The organism is Tardiphaga sp. vice304 (assembly GCF_007018905.1).
Classification (GTDB): Bacteria; Pseudomonadota; Alphaproteobacteria; order Rhizobiales; family Xanthobacteraceae; genus Tardiphaga.
This window is the reverse complement of the sequence record NZ_CP041402.1, coordinates 5,629,982-5,645,481: the sequence shown is the minus strand read 5'-3', so window position 1 is coordinate 5,645,481 and position 15,500 is coordinate 5,629,982. Positions and strand designations below refer to the sequence as shown.

16 protein-coding genes and 2 pseudogenes are annotated in these 15,500 nt (G+C 58.1%); 10 read left to right on the top strand and 8 right to left on the bottom strand.

The features are described from left to right. Positions 1-704: 704 nt before the first annotated feature. The 3 genes and pseudogenes from FNL56_RS26880 to FNL56_RS26870 form a co-directional block, all read left to right on the top strand. Positions 705-1,922 carry an efflux RND transporter periplasmic adaptor subunit gene (locus FNL56_RS26880; RefSeq protein WP_246661611.1) on the top strand — a complete coding sequence of 406 codons (1,218 nt, stop codon included), beginning with the start codon at positions 705-707 and terminating at the stop codon, positions 1,920-1,922. Positions 1,923-1,958: 36 nt separating this feature from the next. Beyond that, the gene (locus tag FNL56_RS26875; protein WP_143582325.1) at positions 1,959-2,144 is read left to right on the top strand and encodes a hypothetical protein; all 186 of its coding nucleotides are present in this window, start codon (positions 1,959-1,961) and stop codon (positions 2,142-2,144) included. 106 nt (positions 2,145-2,250) lie between these two features. Beyond that, positions 2,251-3,339 (top strand): annotated as a pseudogene (locus FNL56_RS26870) (methyl-accepting chemotaxis protein); the annotation flags it as partial. 220 nt (positions 3,340-3,559) lie between these two features. On the opposite strand, the gene FNL56_RS26865 reads toward FNL56_RS26870, so the two are convergent. Then, positions 3,560-4,009 (bottom strand): nuclear transport factor 2 family protein, encoded by a 450-nt coding sequence (locus FNL56_RS26865; protein ID WP_246660812.1) that lies wholly within the window; start codon positions 4,007-4,009, stop codon positions 3,560-3,562. A gap of 644 nt (positions 4,010-4,653) precedes the next feature. On the opposite strand from FNL56_RS26865, the gene FNL56_RS28925 reads away from it, so the two are divergent. Both FNL56_RS28925 and FNL56_RS28920 read left to right on the top strand, forming a co-directional pair. Continuing rightward, the gene (locus tag FNL56_RS28925; protein WP_368039324.1) at positions 4,654-5,184 is read left to right on the top strand and encodes an ABC transporter substrate-binding protein; all 531 of its coding nucleotides are present in this window, start codon (positions 4,654-4,656) and stop codon (positions 5,182-5,184) included. Beyond that, complete coding sequence (locus FNL56_RS28920) at positions 5,185-5,997, top strand: TAXI family TRAP transporter solute-binding subunit (protein ID WP_368039323.1); 813 nt, start codon at positions 5,185-5,187, stop codon at positions 5,995-5,997. Between the two features lie 323 nt (positions 5,998-6,320). On the opposite strand, the pseudogene FNL56_RS26855 reads toward FNL56_RS28920, so the two are convergent. From FNL56_RS26855 to FNL56_RS26845, 3 genes and pseudogenes are all read right to left on the bottom strand, one after another. After that, positions 6,321-6,744, bottom strand: a pseudogene (locus FNL56_RS26855) (integrase core domain-containing protein); the annotation flags it as partial. A gap of 1,167 nt (positions 6,745-7,911) precedes the next feature. After that, complete coding sequence (locus tag FNL56_RS26850; RefSeq protein ID WP_143575829.1) at positions 7,912-8,151, bottom strand: PilZ domain-containing protein; 240 nt, start codon at positions 8,149-8,151, stop codon at positions 7,912-7,914. A gap of 209 nt (positions 8,152-8,360) precedes the next feature. After that, positions 8,361-8,741 (bottom strand): hypothetical protein, encoded by a 381-nt coding sequence (locus tag FNL56_RS26845; RefSeq protein ID WP_143575828.1) that lies wholly within the window; start codon positions 8,739-8,741, stop codon positions 8,361-8,363. An 896-nt stretch (positions 8,742-9,637) separates the two neighbouring features. On the opposite strand from FNL56_RS26845, the gene FNL56_RS26840 reads away from it, so the two are divergent. The 3 genes from FNL56_RS26840 (at position 9,638) to FNL56_RS28915 (ending at position 11,150) form a co-directional block, all read left to right on the top strand. Beyond that, entirely contained in the window at positions 9,638-9,913 is a 276-nt protein-coding gene (locus FNL56_RS26840; RefSeq protein ID WP_246660810.1) for a hypothetical protein, read from the top strand. A gap of 605 nt (positions 9,914-10,518) precedes the next feature. Then, a complete protein-coding gene (locus FNL56_RS27915) occupies positions 10,519-10,905 on the top strand; it encodes a hypothetical protein (protein ID WP_168204626.1) in 387 nt (128 codons plus the stop codon). Continuing rightward, positions 10,791-11,150: a DNA-directed RNA polymerase subunit alpha C-terminal domain-containing protein gene (locus FNL56_RS28915; RefSeq protein WP_368039322.1), complete on the top strand. Its 360-nt coding sequence runs from the start codon at positions 10,791-10,793 to the stop codon at positions 11,148-11,150. Before FNL56_RS27915 ends, FNL56_RS28915 begins: the two co-directional genes overlap by 115 nt. Before the next feature lie 391 nt (positions 11,151-11,541). On the opposite strand, the gene FNL56_RS26830 is transcribed toward FNL56_RS28915, so the two are convergent. Genes FNL56_RS26830 through FNL56_RS26815 form a run of 4 tightly spaced genes read right to left on the bottom strand, consistent with a single transcriptional unit; the run spans position 11,542 to position 13,998 of the window. Further along, entirely contained in the window at positions 11,542-11,982 is a 441-nt protein-coding gene (locus tag FNL56_RS26830; protein WP_143575827.1) for a hypothetical protein, read from the bottom strand. After that, positions 11,979-13,379, bottom strand: a complete 1,401-nt coding sequence (locus FNL56_RS26825; protein ID WP_143578457.1) for a recombinase family protein — start codon at positions 13,377-13,379, stop codon at positions 11,979-11,981. Before FNL56_RS26825 ends, FNL56_RS26830 begins: the two co-directional genes overlap by 4 nt. Continuing rightward, on the bottom strand, positions 13,376-13,822 hold the full coding sequence (locus FNL56_RS26820; RefSeq protein ID WP_143575825.1) for a DUF2924 domain-containing protein: 447 nt from the start codon (positions 13,820-13,822) through the stop codon (positions 13,376-13,378). The genes FNL56_RS26825 and FNL56_RS26820 overlap by 4 nt, the downstream gene beginning before the upstream one ends. Further along, positions 13,819-13,998, bottom strand: a complete 180-nt coding sequence (locus tag FNL56_RS26815; RefSeq protein WP_143575824.1) for a hypothetical protein — start codon at positions 13,996-13,998, stop codon at positions 13,819-13,821. The genes FNL56_RS26820 and FNL56_RS26815 overlap by 4 nt, the downstream gene beginning before the upstream one ends. A 185-nt stretch (positions 13,999-14,183) precedes the next feature. Between FNL56_RS26815 and FNL56_RS26810 the strand changes: the two genes are divergently transcribed. Then, on the top strand, positions 14,184-15,020 hold the full coding sequence (locus tag FNL56_RS26810) for a hypothetical protein (protein WP_143575823.1): 837 nt from the start codon (positions 14,184-14,186) through the stop codon (positions 15,018-15,020). A gap of 91 nt (positions 15,021-15,111) precedes the next feature. Then, positions 15,112-15,333 carry a helix-turn-helix transcriptional regulator gene (locus tag FNL56_RS26805; RefSeq protein ID WP_143575822.1) on the top strand — a complete coding sequence of 74 codons (222 nt, stop codon included), beginning with the start codon at positions 15,112-15,114 and terminating at the stop codon, positions 15,331-15,333. Positions 15,334-15,500: the final 167 nt, after the last annotated feature.

Sequence of the window (15,500 nt, the reverse complement as noted above, 5' to 3'; positions counted from 1 at the left end):
GGACACCGTCGGCAGCGTCGCCGCCTTCCAGGCCTCGAAGCCGCCGTCGAGCATTTTCCGCCTAGGCGCCGGCATGCCGCAGCCACGCAGCAGCACCCTCGCAAAGTTTCAGGCGTTTTTTGGCAGATGACGATTGTGGACCGGCCAGTTGACGTGCCCCCGCCAAATTAGGCCAGTCTGACCTGGAATTTTCCATTTATCATCCCTGAAGGGACGAGGAGAGTTCTATGATAGTCCCGCGGTGCGCGCGATGAAAACCTACCGCTCTTCACATTGAAGGCGGCGTGATCGAACTCGTAGCCTTCGGCTTTTGGTATGGCGATGGTTCCGATTGGCCTCAGCGACATGGTGTCCTCACGGTTTGGCAAGCGCTGCCGGCATGGCGGGCGTCCGCCGCACCGTCTCCGCCGTCTTGAAGCGCGCGGGACATCACGTTGGCGCAGATCCAGAACAAGCGCGCCAGGACCTTTTCAAAGGCAAGACGGTGCCGCTGGGGACCCATGCGCCGCGCTGGCTGGAGCGCAGTTGAAAACTGTTCGCAGGCTTGCAGATTTTTGAACGAGATTCGTACGTGCGCATGAGTTTTTTTGATTGTTTGAGCCGCCAGATGAGCACTATTAGCGCTGGGACAAGACAAAACACCGCGGATTGAGCGCGCCTCCGATATGGATGGTCGAGTGATAAAATTTACTGAACGATTTCCGATGCTTAGCCGCAATCGCGTGATGTTTGGCGCGGCCGTCGTAGCGGTCGCGATCGTCGGCGCCGTGGCGTTGTCGCGGACCGCCGAAACTCCGCGGCCTAATTCCGAAGTATCTAGCCAGTCGCGCAAGATCCCGACGCGCTATGTGACCGCCCCGGCCGAATGGGCCAGCCTGACCGTCGAGCCGGTCAGCGCGCGGGCGTTCCGCGCCGAGCACGTCACCGAAGGCAAGATCGCGGTCGACGAGGACAAGTCGACGCCGGTATTTTCGCCCTATGCCGGGCGGGTGACAAAGCTGCTCGCCAGGCCGGGCGACAGCGTCCGTGCCGGCCAGCCGCTGTTCACCATCGAGGCCGCCGACAATGTCGGCGCGCAGAACGATTTCATTACCGCGATCACCAGCCTCAACAAGGCCAAGTCGCAGCTCGATTTGGCGACGATCCAGGACAAGCGCGCCAAGGACCTCTCCGAAGGCCGTGCCATCCCGCTGAAGGACTATCAGAAGACCCAGGCGACGCTGCTGCAGGCGCAGAACGACCAGCGCTCGGCCGAAACCGCGCTGGAAGCCGCACGCAACCGGCTGCGCTTTCTCGGCTTTACCAATGAGGCGATCGCCGCGTTTCAGGACCAGGGCAAGATCAACCCGGAGACCACGATCTATGCGCCGATCGCGGGCGTCGTGGTGGCGCGCAAGATCGGCCCTGGCCAGTTCGTCAGCGCCGGCGCCACCGATCCGGCCTACGTGATCGGCGACCTCTCCACCGTGTGGCTCACCGCTTTCGTGCGCGAGACCGAAGCCTCCGAGGTCGAACTCGGCCAGGAGCTGACCTTCAACGTGCTGGCGCTGCCCGGCCGTGTGTTGACCGGCAAGATCAACTACGTCGCCACCGCGCTCGATCCTGCGACGCGCCGGCTGATGGTGCGCGCCACCCTGGACAATGCCGCCGGATTGTTGAAGCCGGAGATGTTCGCCACCGTGACGATCTACGCGCCGGGCGACCAGCCGACCGTCGGCGTGCCGCGCCAGGCGCTGATCTACGAGGGCGACCAGGTCCGCGTCTGGGTCGCGCATGATGACGACAAGACGATCGAGCTGCGCGTCATCAAGACCGGGCTGGTCAACGGCAACCTGGTCGAGGTCTCCGGCAATTTGCGGCCGGGCGAGCGCATCGTCACCAGGGGCTCGCTGTTCATCGACCGCGCCGCATCGGCGTCCTAACTCCCAGCTTCGGCTTTTCTGAAAGGTCCGATCTGGATGGATCGTCTCGTTGCCCTTGCCGTCAACCGCCGCTTTCTGATGGTGGGGCTGTTGCTCGCCGTGATGATCGGCGGGGTGTTCGCGTTCAATCAGCTCAACATCGAGGCCTATTGTGGCTATAGATTCGCTATTCGTTGGGGAGATGCGACCGATGATGGACCAGATCAGCAAGTCGTCGGCTGACGTCCGTAGTTCGATCGGGCGAGATCTTGTTGCCACCCAGCACGAAACCGGTGACACCATTCGATTTGCTGGCTCACTCGCTAAAATGTGCGCGGCACTTGCCTGAGTTCTCGGAGGCATCATTGCATTCTTCGTCGGACGAAGTGTCATTCGTCCGGTATCGGGCATGACGAATGCGATGACAACGTTGGCTGACGGTAAGACTGACTTGGAAATACCGTCTCTCGACGAGAAAGACGAGATCGGATCCATGGCACGTGCCGTGGATGTTTTCAGAAAGAATGCCATTGAAGTTGAGCGTCTGAAACGGCAACAGCAAGATATCGAGCAGCAGACTGCAGATCTGCGCAAGGCGGATATGCATAAACTCGCCCAATCGTTCGAGGATGCCGTTGGTGAGATCATACAAACCGTCTCGTCCGCGGCGACGGAGCTCGAGGCCTCGGCGAATACCCTGGCGTCGACGTCCCATAGAACCGAACAGCTATCGACGGTTGTCGCATCGGCGGCGGAAGAAGCGTCCACCAACGTACAATCCGTTGCGTCCGCAAGCGAGGAAATGAGTTCTACGGTGAACGAGATAAGCCGGCAGGTCCAAGAATCTTCGCGCATAGCCGGCGAGGCGGTCGCACAAGCCGTGCGAACCAATGATCGCGTAAACGACTTTTCCGTAGCGGCGAACAAGATCGGAGATGTCGTGGAACTCATCAGTAGTATAGCAGGACAGACGAATCTGCTTGCACTTAATGCAACGATCGAAGCCGCCCGCGCGGGCGAAGCGGGACGAGGCTTCGCCGTGGCGTCGGCGGAAGAAAAATCGCTGGCCGAACAGACGGCGAAAGCCACCGGGGAAATCGGAGATCAGGTGCGCGGCATACAAACCGCGACCGCAGAATCGGTTGATGCAATTAAGGAAATCGGCCAGACGATAGGCAGGATCGCCGAGATCGCTTCAGCGATCGCAGCAGCCGTCGAAGAGCAGGGTGCGGCGACGCAGCGAATTTCACGCAACGTACAGCAAGCTTCATAAGGAACCATACAAGTCGCATCGAACATAAGCGATGTGCAGCGTGGGTCGAGCGAAACCGGCTCGGCGTCGTCACAGGTACTTTCGTCCGCACAGGCGCTTGCAGCCGAGAGCACTAGATTAAGGTCGGAGGTCAGTAAGTTTTTGAATACCGTCCGTGCCGCATGACTTCCTTAGGTCGGACAACGGCTGTCGTCATAGCTTAGGGGCTCTGACGACAAAGTGCTTCGAACTGTGACTGCGTATGCAACGGTCCCTTGTGCTAAAAAAAAGCCTATGTATGAGAGCGCCACCCGTAGGCAATGCAGAGGCGCGATTTCCGTTGGTTCGGTAAGGATGCCGAAGTGGTGGCACCGATCACGCTGGGGCAGTTGCCAATCCGCTGGGTTCAGAACATGGTGTTCTGGTTTGTTGATGTCTCCGACACAGCCTGCATGACATCCCAATGCTCGACGATTTTGCCGCCTTCGACCCGAAACATATCGACGATCGCCTGGCCGCGATCGTCAGGCGTCCGCTTTGAATGCGAGTGAATGACCACGAGGTCCTTTTCGGCAACGACGCGCTTGACGGCGCTTGATGAATCCGGGTTCTGCTTGAAATACCCTTCAAAGAACCGCGAAAATACCTCTGGTCCGTCGGGGACCCGCGGGTTGTGCTGCGTATAGGTTGTTCCGAGGTACAGTTTGGCGGCCTCCGCTGGCTGATGTTTAGCAAAGGCCAACTCGTAGAACTGAACGACCACGCGTTTGTTCTCATCGGTCAATGGGTCCGCATGGGCGGTGCCAGCAACGGCGATGAATGTTGCGAGCATCATGGAGCTGAGTGGCTTGAACATGTAACGTCTCCGGACTGTCAGGTGTGTTGCGCCTGTGAGATGTGGGGAAATCTGTTTTCATCATCTTAGATTGTCATAACCGCTCCGGTTCAGTTTGCACCTAAAGGCAGGTTGTCCACCACATCTTGGCCCAACCGGCAGGGATGTGGGGGCATCCTTACCGCTGAGGGCCAGAAACGGCCGCGTGGTTAGCGGGTTGCTAGGCGCACTGCTCGGAAGTGCCCTGACAGCCCGAGGGCCTACGCCGCTCCGCCCCCCGGCTTACTACTCTGGCGTTGCGGTGAGGGGCCGGCATGGCGGATGGTCCGACAGTAGTACTGGGATGGTTTTAGGTATCGAATCCGCATTGTGTTTAAATCTGCGACTAATGATTTATGATCCCCGAGCGCCCAGTTACCTCGCGTGTTTCCCTAGAATTTAACAATCGCTGCAACAAAGGCGGCTCATCTGAGCCGCCATTTTATTTGAAAATTAGGGAACTTCGGCCGGTAAACTAAGATGTTTCATTCAAAGCCTTGAAACAGGATAAACTGCTACGTGCATCGACATACCTCATCCACTCCAGTTCAGCAGATATGATTCGAATGAAGAAATTGTCGTCCTTCCAAAACGAGACGCGGCGCCGACGGCGGCCGAGGTCGAAATTGTTGCTGTTCATTGTGTTGAGCGGAGTACTGGTTTTTGCTGCAGCCGCGACCATCTTATTTTTTGCGTTACGTCCGGTGACACTGCGCGTTGCAGTGGGGCCGCCGGGAAGCGATGATGCGAAATTGATTCAGGCGTTGGCGCAGAACTTTACTCGTGAACGAGGCCACATTCGGCTTCTTCCCATCACGACAGATGGAGCAATCGAAAGCTTGTCTCTATTCAGCCAGTCGAAGGCCGACCTAGCGGTGGCGCGGGGCGATCTTGAGATGTCGAACGATGCACAGTCGGTAGCCATTCTGCGGAAGAATGTCGTCGTCATATGGGCTCCTCCTTCAATACCCGCGAAGGGCGCTAAGAAGTCGACGGCAGTCAAGATCAAAAGCCTTGAAGACCTGACGGGAAATCGGGTCGGAGTCATTGGCAGAACCAAAGCAAATGTGACGCTTCTTAATGTAATTCTCCAGGAGGCCGGTGTCTCCCCTTCAAAGGTCGAGATTGTGCAGTTCGCCACCACGGAAATAGCATAGATGGCTCGCGACCAAACGATCGCAGCTTTCGTGGCGGTTGGGCCCCTTACCAGTAAAATTACGGCGGACGCAATCGCCATGACTGCCCGCACACGCGGCGAACCAAAATTTATTGCAATCGACGTGGGGGATGCGATCGCACAGAAACATCCGCTCTATGAATCCGAAGAAATCCCAGGAAGTTCGTTTAGTGCGTCTCCCGCCAGACCGGATGACAAGATAGATACCGTTGGCGTCAATCATCTCATCGTCGCCCACAAATCATTGTCGGAGGCGACCGTCGGTGCGTTCACGCGCGAACTGTTTGCAGCCCGCCAGACACTTTTAAAGGAATTACCGGAAGTTTCCAAGATTGAGACACCGGACACCGACAAGGATGCGGCACTGCCGGCCCATCGTGGCGCTGCGGCGTTCGTCGATGGCACCGAGCGAACGTTTCCAGAAAAGTACAGCGATTACATGTGGGGTGGAATCCTGCTGCTATCTGGCCTTGGGTCCGCAGGCGCATGGTTCCGCGGGTATTTAAGGAAAGACGAAACCTCCAACAATGCGAGGTTGCGAGACAGACTGGTGGATATGATTAGTCAGGCGCGGCGAGCTAACAGCATAGAAGAACTCGATAAGATGCAGGAAGAAGTAGACGAGATACTGCGCGATACTCTCGATTGCTTCGACGATGGTGCGATTGAGGAAGGTGCGCTATCTGCATTTAGCTTAGTGTTTGAACAATTCCATCAGGCGACCGCGCATCGAGAGGCGCGATTGCTGGGCCACCGAGCTAATTTGATAAGTATCGCACCGCAACTGAAGTGAAATTTTGAAATTACGACCTGAAGACCGAGTTAGCGCGCGTTTCGGTTCCGGCATAGTAAACCTGTGGCGGCGCAGGCAGTAACGCCACGGCGCGCCCTAACGCCGCCCCACCGAAAGCCTTCCTACGCCGCCGACGGCGATTTGACCATTCTCTGCTCTTGCGGGTGCCGGCAACAAGTGGACGCCCGGTCAACGTCACAGCCGCGATAGCTGCAGCGATTTGCACATGATCACCTGCCCCTGAACTTTCATCCAGTTGCGATTACAGTCTCGGCGGATGTGCTCTGAGACCGAAGTTTGGACCACTGGCAATTAAAGTTTTCCGGCGGGCTGGTTGCGCCGTCACGATTGAGCAACGAAATCGGGGTCTTTTGCCCGATTGCCCCATGGGGGGGCGCTCTTCGTTGTAGTATCTGCGCCAATCTTCCAATTTTGTCCGGGCGTCGTCAAGGGTGAGGAACCAATGAGTGTTCAGACACTCTGCGCGGAAGCGCCCGTTGAAGGCTTCGATGAACGCGTTGTCGGTCGGCTTGCCAGGCCGGCTGAAGTCCAGCGTGACGCGCCATTGACGTAGGCCCACAGATCGAGGCCACGGGAGATGAACTCCGAGCCCTGGTCGACACGGATGGTCTTCGGATAGCCAGCCACTGCGCAGATTGTCTGCAGCGTCTGAACAACATTCTCGGCCCGGTAGCTGAAGCGCGGATCCAGTACCGGCACATAGCGGGAGAAGAGATCGACGACCGTCGGCCTCATCACAGGTGCTAGCAGCGGCGAAGTCGCTGTCTTCCGATAGCAACCGGCTGAAATTTGAAGTTGTCAAATTCCTGAGTGCTGTCGGGGCGGCCTGATGCCGATGTTGGCCCGCGAGCGATCGCGGTTCAACGCTCGACAATAGCCAATCCTCCGAATAAGCGCTCGGACGCCGTTCTGGCAGCCACGAGTCCTCCGACCTCGCTTGGGGGTGGGCTCGGTCCCAGGTCGGTTCGGGCAATCGGCCGACCGAGGCCTTAGCGCCTGCTCTCGGCCCGCACAGTCTGCTCAGCGGTACGGCGCGCGGTGGCAGGTTGGAAGAGGGGAACGTCCGCCGTCCAGCCGTAGACCGATGCTTAGGCTATCTTGATCGTCCGCCGGACAAGAACCGTCCCTGGGGAAAAGCGGACTAAGTGTGCGCCACCCGCCGAGCCGAACAGCGATGGTCCTTGGTGGACGCTAATCTACCGCCAGGCACGCTGATTTACGCGGAGAAGGTTCGACCCCAGTTCCTCTCCCTCCGCCACTGCTGCTGGGCTTCCAATGCCACTTCCTAGCCAAAGCTCCAAAAAGCCCAATCAAATCAACCTGCCATGGCAGTGGTGCCGTACGGGAGAAGTGCCGATTTCGGAGATTTGTGGCCGGAGACGGCGTTTTTCTCCAAAGCTTAGTACTGCGGCGATTTAGTACGGTTTCCAAAGGCAGCCATTTAAGGTGTTTGAAGCTGCGGTCTCGCTGACGGTTCGAATCCCTGTCGGACATGGGACAACGACCGAACCCAGTTGGCATAGGTGCGTGCTGCGCCGCCACGACCGAAGGGTGCCAGGATCGGCGCCGGTGCTTGATCTCAACCTCAGGTCGCGGGAGAGTGTGCTTTTCTAGGGTGAGTAATAATGAAACGGGTTTTCATCAGCTTTAGACCAATGATAATATCGGCCGCCTCCCTTGAACGCTCGGTGAAGCACTAGGCCAGCGTGGACCTGCGCCGTCTTGAGCATAGGCGCTCTGGGGCAATGACCATGATCCGCGTCGAACGCTGCGGTCGGTTCACGATCTGGGCAATGGTCGTTCTGATCGTTGTGGATGGGGTTTCGGGTACTGGCCTAATTAGGCCACTCGGAGATCCGAAGTAGGCCTTTGCAATAAATGGTACCAGGCGGCCTAGTCGAAGGTAATTCCAATCCTGTTTTCTTTCCGCCAGACTACCCGGCACATTCGGCTGATCTGATCAGAAACAACGACGAGATTAAATTCAGACGGAATTCCTGCCGGGCTTTCAACAGACAGAGCAGCCCCCGTATCCGATAAGTTACGGACTGTGCAATCGATGCCGCCGCCGCCAAATTCGATGGTGCCAGCTTTGAAAACGCGTTTTCGCGGTGCAATCCTATGTTCGCTCATGAGTCGAACATAGGTTCTATTTCCTGAGACTTTCGTAAATAGTCCATCGCAATTTTTGAATTAGGCACTAGGGGTCGAAACAGGCCAGCACCGGGTTTCGATAAGCTAATGCTCTCTAATAAGTAGCCCGATGGCCACATGACCGTCAACTGGGCAGGCAGTATCTCGAAAAAATGCAGACAAATGGCCCGATTAAGGGGCCATTGAAGTCAATCCTCGTCGTTCACATCATATACGTGAATGATCCGACGCGTGTGCGGTTGAAATACGACGGCCCTGCGGTTTACGACGTCGTAGTGGTATCCTTCAACTCCGTACTGACGCGGTAATTCTCGCGATCCATGCGGGCCATATCCAAAACGTTGCCCGGGCGACAGATCGCCATAATATTCGTAGGACCGTGGACGTTCACGATCCCGGTAGATGTATTCACGAGCAGGCTCTCGTTGCTCAACGGGCATCGAGGAAGCCACGATCGCACCAATGACCGCGCCTGCGATAGCTGCCCCGGCGCGATCATCCGCTCTTGCGAGCCCGGGCATTAGAAGCAATGCTGCGGCCGCAGCGAAATTGAAAAAGTTAAGTTTCATAGCCAGTCCTTGCGCTACAATCTGTCAGCTTGCGAGACACTGGGTCAGGATAGTTAACGAAGCGTGAAAATCTCCACGAAGTGATCTTCTTGCGCATCTGCAAACTAGATTTTACCGACAGCCATCCATCCGGGCAATCGGCCGTGCTGCACATCATCGCTTTTGAGCGAGAGCTGAGGCCCCAAACGCAAACCGCCGCCACCTCCAGTCAAGGAAGCGGCGGCGATGGTTCTGCAAAAGCGCGCGGGGGTGCCACCTGCTCTTGCAGGATCACCGTGGCGCCAATGAGCAATCATGCACGCGTTGCTATGCGTGTGCTGGCTAGCTTGTGGCATTCATAACACCCGATGGCGTGGAGTGCTCGGCAGCAACAGTTTGCCAGCGATCTTCCTAACCGAGTGCGGTATTGCACGAGTACCGCACTCGGTTGGCAGGGAATCAGATGAAGGGACGGACGAGCCCATGATAGATGGGACGACGGACCCTATTTCGGGGTCAACTGCTCTTGCTGCCGCGCCCAATCGAGCGGAAGGGGTCCAAGCAGCCCGTTAAGTTCGAGACCAGCGGACTGCTGCCCTTCAAGGATCGATTGGATTATCGCTGGCGCCAATAGTGTCAAGCGCAACACGCGGCTGAGATATCACTCGTTGAGCCTCGTGTAAAAACGCCAATGGCCATGTCGCAGGTTTGGAGCATCTGATCATTGATTACGCTTTTAGGTGAGGGTCTAGGTATCGCTCAGGATTAACGGTGGCAGATGGGAGGCGCCCAAAGACAAGCGCGATCGTGCTATGAGTACGCGCAACTTTCGTCATGACTAGACCTCATCGTTGCAGGTTAGGGCCGGCAGGAAGTTCCAGCTTCCTCTCGGTTTGTTTTTCCGGTACCATAATAAAATGAAGGCCGTAATTAAAAATGGTACCAAAAAAGGACGGGGTAGACCTGCCGCCGGTCAAGGCGTTCAAATCGGCACACGTTGGTCGGAAACAACCGTTGCTGCAATTGAGGTTTGGGCGGCGCAACAGTCCGACAGCCCGGGCCGATCAGAAGCCATTCGCCGCCTTGTTGAAATGGGCTTGGCAGGCGCCACCAACGGCCGCCCCAAGAAATCCGCTGCATCCCCGAAATCGTCCGAACTTGCAGCGGTGCAGATCGATCGGCTAACCGACTAGAACGCACCAATCGAAGGCCGGAAAACTCGAAAGCGACGCCGGTTAAAAGGGCCGTCCGAGTTCCGCAGCGTCCGCGTCGACCGCAAAAAGCCTAAGTGATGGCCTAGATTCGGGGCATGGAGCGGCAACTAGCGAGCGCATCAATTGGAGCAGCCGGACGACGCTGACCATGTCGAAAGGCAGCATGACCAATTATTGGTATTGCTGGATCATGTACGCGCACAAGTTTACACTATGATAATCGCCGTGGTTCTCATCGCCGGCGTCGCCGGTCTCGGTTATGTTGCCGTTTATTTTCTAGGGCCATGAGGTCTCACTCAGGCGCCCCCACCAGCGTCGACGAGTTCAAAGACTGAAACACGTGCAGCGGTTATTGCGTCTCCTAAGGCTGACACTAGTCGTTTGAGCGTGCCTGATGAAATTGCTGCGGAAGCGCTGCGGCGAGCGCTGACCCTTCGCATCCAAGATGACCAGCCTCCAAGCCTTCCACCGCCAATACCACTGCCTCGGCCCCGGCCGATTGCGCGACCTCGCTAGCTGAATTTCACCTGTCGTTGACCAACGCGCCTTACCCTACCTTTTTCAGAATATGTTCGAGATCAGATATGACCCAGCAGAAAACACCCGCCGGCGGATCAGCCCGCAAGCAAGCCGAAGCGCTCTTCAAAACCCCAGCTAAGCCGGCGACCGGAGAGAGTGATGAAAAGATGGCGGCTTTCGCTAATCGCGACCGGCTGAAGGCGGAAAGACTTGCGAGGGAAGGCCACACGCCGACCAAACTGCGCAAATTTGTCGAAACACTTTCGAACGGCGTTGCTGGCCGTGTCGCATACGTCACCGTCGCGGCGGCGATGTCGTCGGCAGCCGACCTCGCGACGTGGAAGGAAGACTTCACCTTCAACGCTGCGGAAGCCATTCTAGCGGCGCCAGATCTGAAAGCAGTCTATGCGGCAGCGATCAAGGATGGTTGCGCCTTGGTTCAACCAGCGTAATTTTAGATCAGCGCGGGGTAGTAACGGTGAATTCTACTCCCAAGCCGGACCTGCCTGACCACACGCTGATTGTCGACCTTGAACTACCGGCGCGCATTCTAAACGCGCTCCAACGAAATGGCTTCGCGACGGTAGGCGAGGTCCGCGAAACATCGGATCAGAATATTCTCAGCATGCAGGACATCGGGCCGCGATCGCTAAAATTCCTGCGGACAGCGTTGGGTGGCCCAAACCACAGAGATTGACCTGCAACGGCACATTATCGTTTTCTCAGTTTTATGCCGACGCAACAAGAAGCCCTTGTCGAACGCTACATGCAGGCTGCCGGCATCGCAGCCGTATCGATCGACGTCACCGGTGCGATCGGCTTGGTCGACGTAGTCGGCCTTAATCGCCCGCGGGACTAGCTTTGGTTATGCTGCCCCGCCGGCGATTACCGACGGCTTTATCAGTCTTCGACCGCCGGTCTGGCGGGATCGCTGGCGCCGACGGCCTCCGTCGACGTTGTCGAGAAAGCCGCACGGGCGTTGCGCATTCCCCTAACGCGTCACGAGGATACCGCACGAGTACCGCACTCGGTTGGCAAGAAATCAGGTGGGGGCGCGGACGAGCCCAGGAGGGATTGGGCGATCCTCCCTATTTCGCGATCAGCTGCTCTTGCTGCCGCGCCCAATCGAGCGGAAGGGGTCCAAGCAGCCCATTAAGTTCGAGACCATCGGACTGCTGTCCTTCGAGGATCGACTGGATTAGCGCTGGTGCCAGCAGCGTGAGCCGTAATATCCGGCTGAGATACGACTCGTTGATGCCTTCTGCTTTCGCCAAATCTCGGACGGTGGCGTGCCGGCCGGACTCCAGCATGTCCCGCCACCGATGGGCGCGAACGACCGCTTTGACCAAGGTGCTGTCGATACGAGCGGCCCGCGGGATCCAAGGCGCCGCATCGGGCGGTGTCACGACCTGCTTGCGGCCTGCTTGGTGGCGCAGCGTGATGGGAATGTGAACCGAGATCGTTCGGCCGTCTCGGCTCAGCGTCGGGCGGCGGGATTTGCCGACAATCAGGTTCTGCTGAGCTGTCATGCGGCCTCTTTCTGCGGGGCAGTGGCACCGCGGAGATCGTTGCAAAGCGAGGTCAGGCCATCGACCCGCAGGCGGAGGTCAATGCCGGTCGGGCTGATGTCGACCCGCTCGACCAGCAGCTCGATAATGCGGGCCTGTTCGGCTGGGAAGAGTTCAGCCCACAGAGGCTCGAATTCCACGAGCGCACTTCGGACATCGTTCTCGTCGAGTGACGTGCCGGCTTTCTGCGCCGCGCGCCAGGTGGCGACGATGACCTCTGGTGCGAGCAGCAGCGACCGAATTTGCTCAATCACGATCCGCTCGATCTCCGCGGCCGGGACCTGGCGGACTGGGCAGGCATCCGTCCCCCGCTTCAGGACGCTTTGGCTGATGTAATAGCGGTAGAGCCGACCGTTTTTCCGGGTGTGGGTGGGCGACATCGCCGCGCCGTCAGGTCCAAACAGCAGCCCTTTCAGGATCGCCGGGGTCTGTGCCCTGGCGCCGGCAGCCCGCCTTCGGGGGCTGTCTTTCATGAGGGCGTGGACCTGGTCCCAGAGCTTGCGGTCGATGATGGCCTGGTGCTCGCCGGGGTAGGACGTGCCCTTGTGAACGGCCTCGCCAACGTAAACGCGGTTGCTCAGCAGCTTGTACAGCACGCCTTTATCCAGGAGGTGGCCGTACCGGTTCGTCGCCCCCTTCGCCACCAGCTCTCTGGCCAGCAAGGTCGCGGACTTCAGGATCAGGAACCGCTTGAAGATGCCTCGCACCGTCTCAGCGTCGGCATCATGGATAATGAGCTTGCGACCATGGACTTCATAGCCAAGCGGCGTCCAACCGCCCATCCACATGCCCTTCTTACGGGAAGCCGCGACCTTGTCCCGGATCCGCTCGCCGGTGACCTCGCGTTCGAATTGACCGAAGGACAGCATCACGTTGAGCACCAGCCGGCCCATTGGGCTGCGGGTGTCGAACGACTGGGTGATGGACACGAAGGTGACGTTGCGCGCGTCGAAAGTCTCAACCAAATTGAGAAAATCCAGCATCGACCGGGAAAGCCGGTCGATCTTGTAGACAAGGATGATGTCCAGTTTGCCGGCCTCGATATAGGCGAGCAGCCGCTTCAGCGCAGGTCGCTCCAGAGTTCCCCCGGAAATGCCCCCGTCGTCATAACGGTCGGGCACGAGCGCCCAGCCTTTGGCGCGCTGGCTGACGATGAACGCCTCGCAGGCCTCTCGCTGGGCCTCCAGCGAGTTAAACTCCATGTCGAGGCCCTCCTCGCTGGATTTGCGGGTGTAGACCGCGCACCGCATTTTGCGGACCGGGGACGGGGCATCACCACGATGCGTGGACTTCTGACCTCCATCGGCAGCGGCCGTTGCAGATTTGGGCTCGACCGACTTGCTGCGGCGGACGCTCATGATTTCACCTGGTGATTCTTGAGGCCGAAGAAGACCCAGCCGTTCCACTTGGTGCCGGTGATCTCCTGGGCCACTGACGACAGCGACTTGTATGGACGGCCGAGATATTCGAAGTCGTCGGTCCGGACCGTCACGCAGTGCGAAATGCCCTGCCACTCCCGGATCAACTGCGTGCCGGCGATCGGCCGATTTACCGGGCGGGCTTTCCGCTCGGCGACGCTCTTGGCGTCGTATTGCCTGGCCATGGCGCGGAGGCGGTCGACCGTCTCGCGGGCCAGGCCGCCGTAGGCCAGCTCCTGGATCCGATAGGCCAGCCGGCTCTCCAGGAAAAGCCGGTTATACTGGGGTGGTTCGCTGTCAAACAGCTCCCGCCATTTGGCCCTCAAATCCGCGGCGGATGCGCCCTTTAGGGCCGCCAATTGGCTCAAAACGGTGTCATTCACGTGCCGATATCCTCGCATTTGCGATGGACATGACCGAGCGATCCGGGCTCGAAGTCGAGCGGATTATCTCGATTTTCGGCTGAAATCCGACTGGACTTCCGGTCCTGAAGACGCAAAAGAGCTGCCGCTAAAAGGGCGGCGATTTCGGTCAGTCCGTCGTGGCGATCTGTCGTCATACAACGTTGATCGGCGTACAGGCACGCATCGGTCCAACAGTTTCATATGAAACGGTAGAGCGGCGCAGCGCATGGGACCTGAGCGTAGTTGCGAGATGTATAAACAGCGGATCAGCGCAACGCGACGTCACCGATGGCTTAATCTTTGATCTGCCGATCAGTGATTCGCGCACGGGGAGTACTTGATGGAGCACGTGGTTTCAGCATCTGGAAAAGCGCTCGATAATCTGAGGGGCCTCATGCTGCGCGACGCATTTCTGCGGTATGTCCTGCAAGATGAGTCGATCGCCGAGGTGAGCGCGCGGCTATTGGAGGCGCGGCCGCAATATTCTTCCATTTTCCGCGAAGGGCAGGCGCCCGGCCCAACCGTGAACTTTTTGTGGCCTTTGCACAGAAGTGAGAACGAGCTCGCGGCAGTCTTCGTGCACCGCTTACTCTTCGTTTTGGGCGAGCCACTGCCTCAGCCAACGGAGCTGGAGAGAGTAGCGGCAAAGTCGATTGTCGAGCGCATCGACCAGCTTGTCAGCGGCTTGTCGTGTGGGGAACTCGTCGCAATTGGAACATTCGCTACAACAGGAGCTGAGGTAAATGTCAGCGCCGCTCAGTGGCGACGGAAAGATCTGGTCCTAGATGTTCAGAACAGCAACATTTGTGAGATGCTGAACAATCGGCCCGTAAATATTTGGAGTGGAGTCTGGCTTGAAACGGCAGATCGGCGGGATTTCTCGACGCCATTGGCATCCTTGCCCACGGATGACAATCGCTACTCTAAGACCCAAAGGCAGACCGAAACCAAGGGCAAAGCTCGCCGAGAATGCCTCGATTGGCTTATATCGATGACATCTGACAAAAATTGTCTACCAATGTCCAATCCAGCTTTATGGGATATGGCGAAGACAAAGTGGCCGGGCAAGATCGGGAAGCGCCAGTTTAGCCTCTGCCGGGATGAGGCACTTGCCAAATTGCCCGATAAAGAGCGGGCATTGTGGACCCGGCCAGGGCCTAAGCCTAAAGCGAACTAATTCGATTCGCTTCACTGCGAATTCGCATAGGCTATTTTTCAGTGCGTCATCTTAGTCAGTCTTGCTGCATCGAACTTGATGCGGTGATGACATGTCTACAGAGCGACCCCCACAAGACCTGGATAGGCTGCTCAAGGAGCAGGACGCGGCTGAGCTTCTGAGCCTCTCAGTTCGAACCCTCCAATCATGGCGAACACGATTGGCCGGTCCTGCCTTCGTTCAGGTGGGGCGGGCGGTACGCTACCGGCGGCAGGATCTGCTCACCTGGATCAGCGCCAACACTTGCGGTGGCTCAGACGGGCGCCGGCCATGAGCAGCACCTCGGAGATTGAAGACGCTCCCACGGAGCCCCGCTTTCGACGGGTTGAGCTGTCCCGAGCATCGCTATGACTGAGTCTGGGAGGCGGAAGCACAGCGCGGAGACGCGCGCCAAGATCCGTGCAGCCAATCTCGCTCGCTGGGATGATGCTGAAAAGCGAG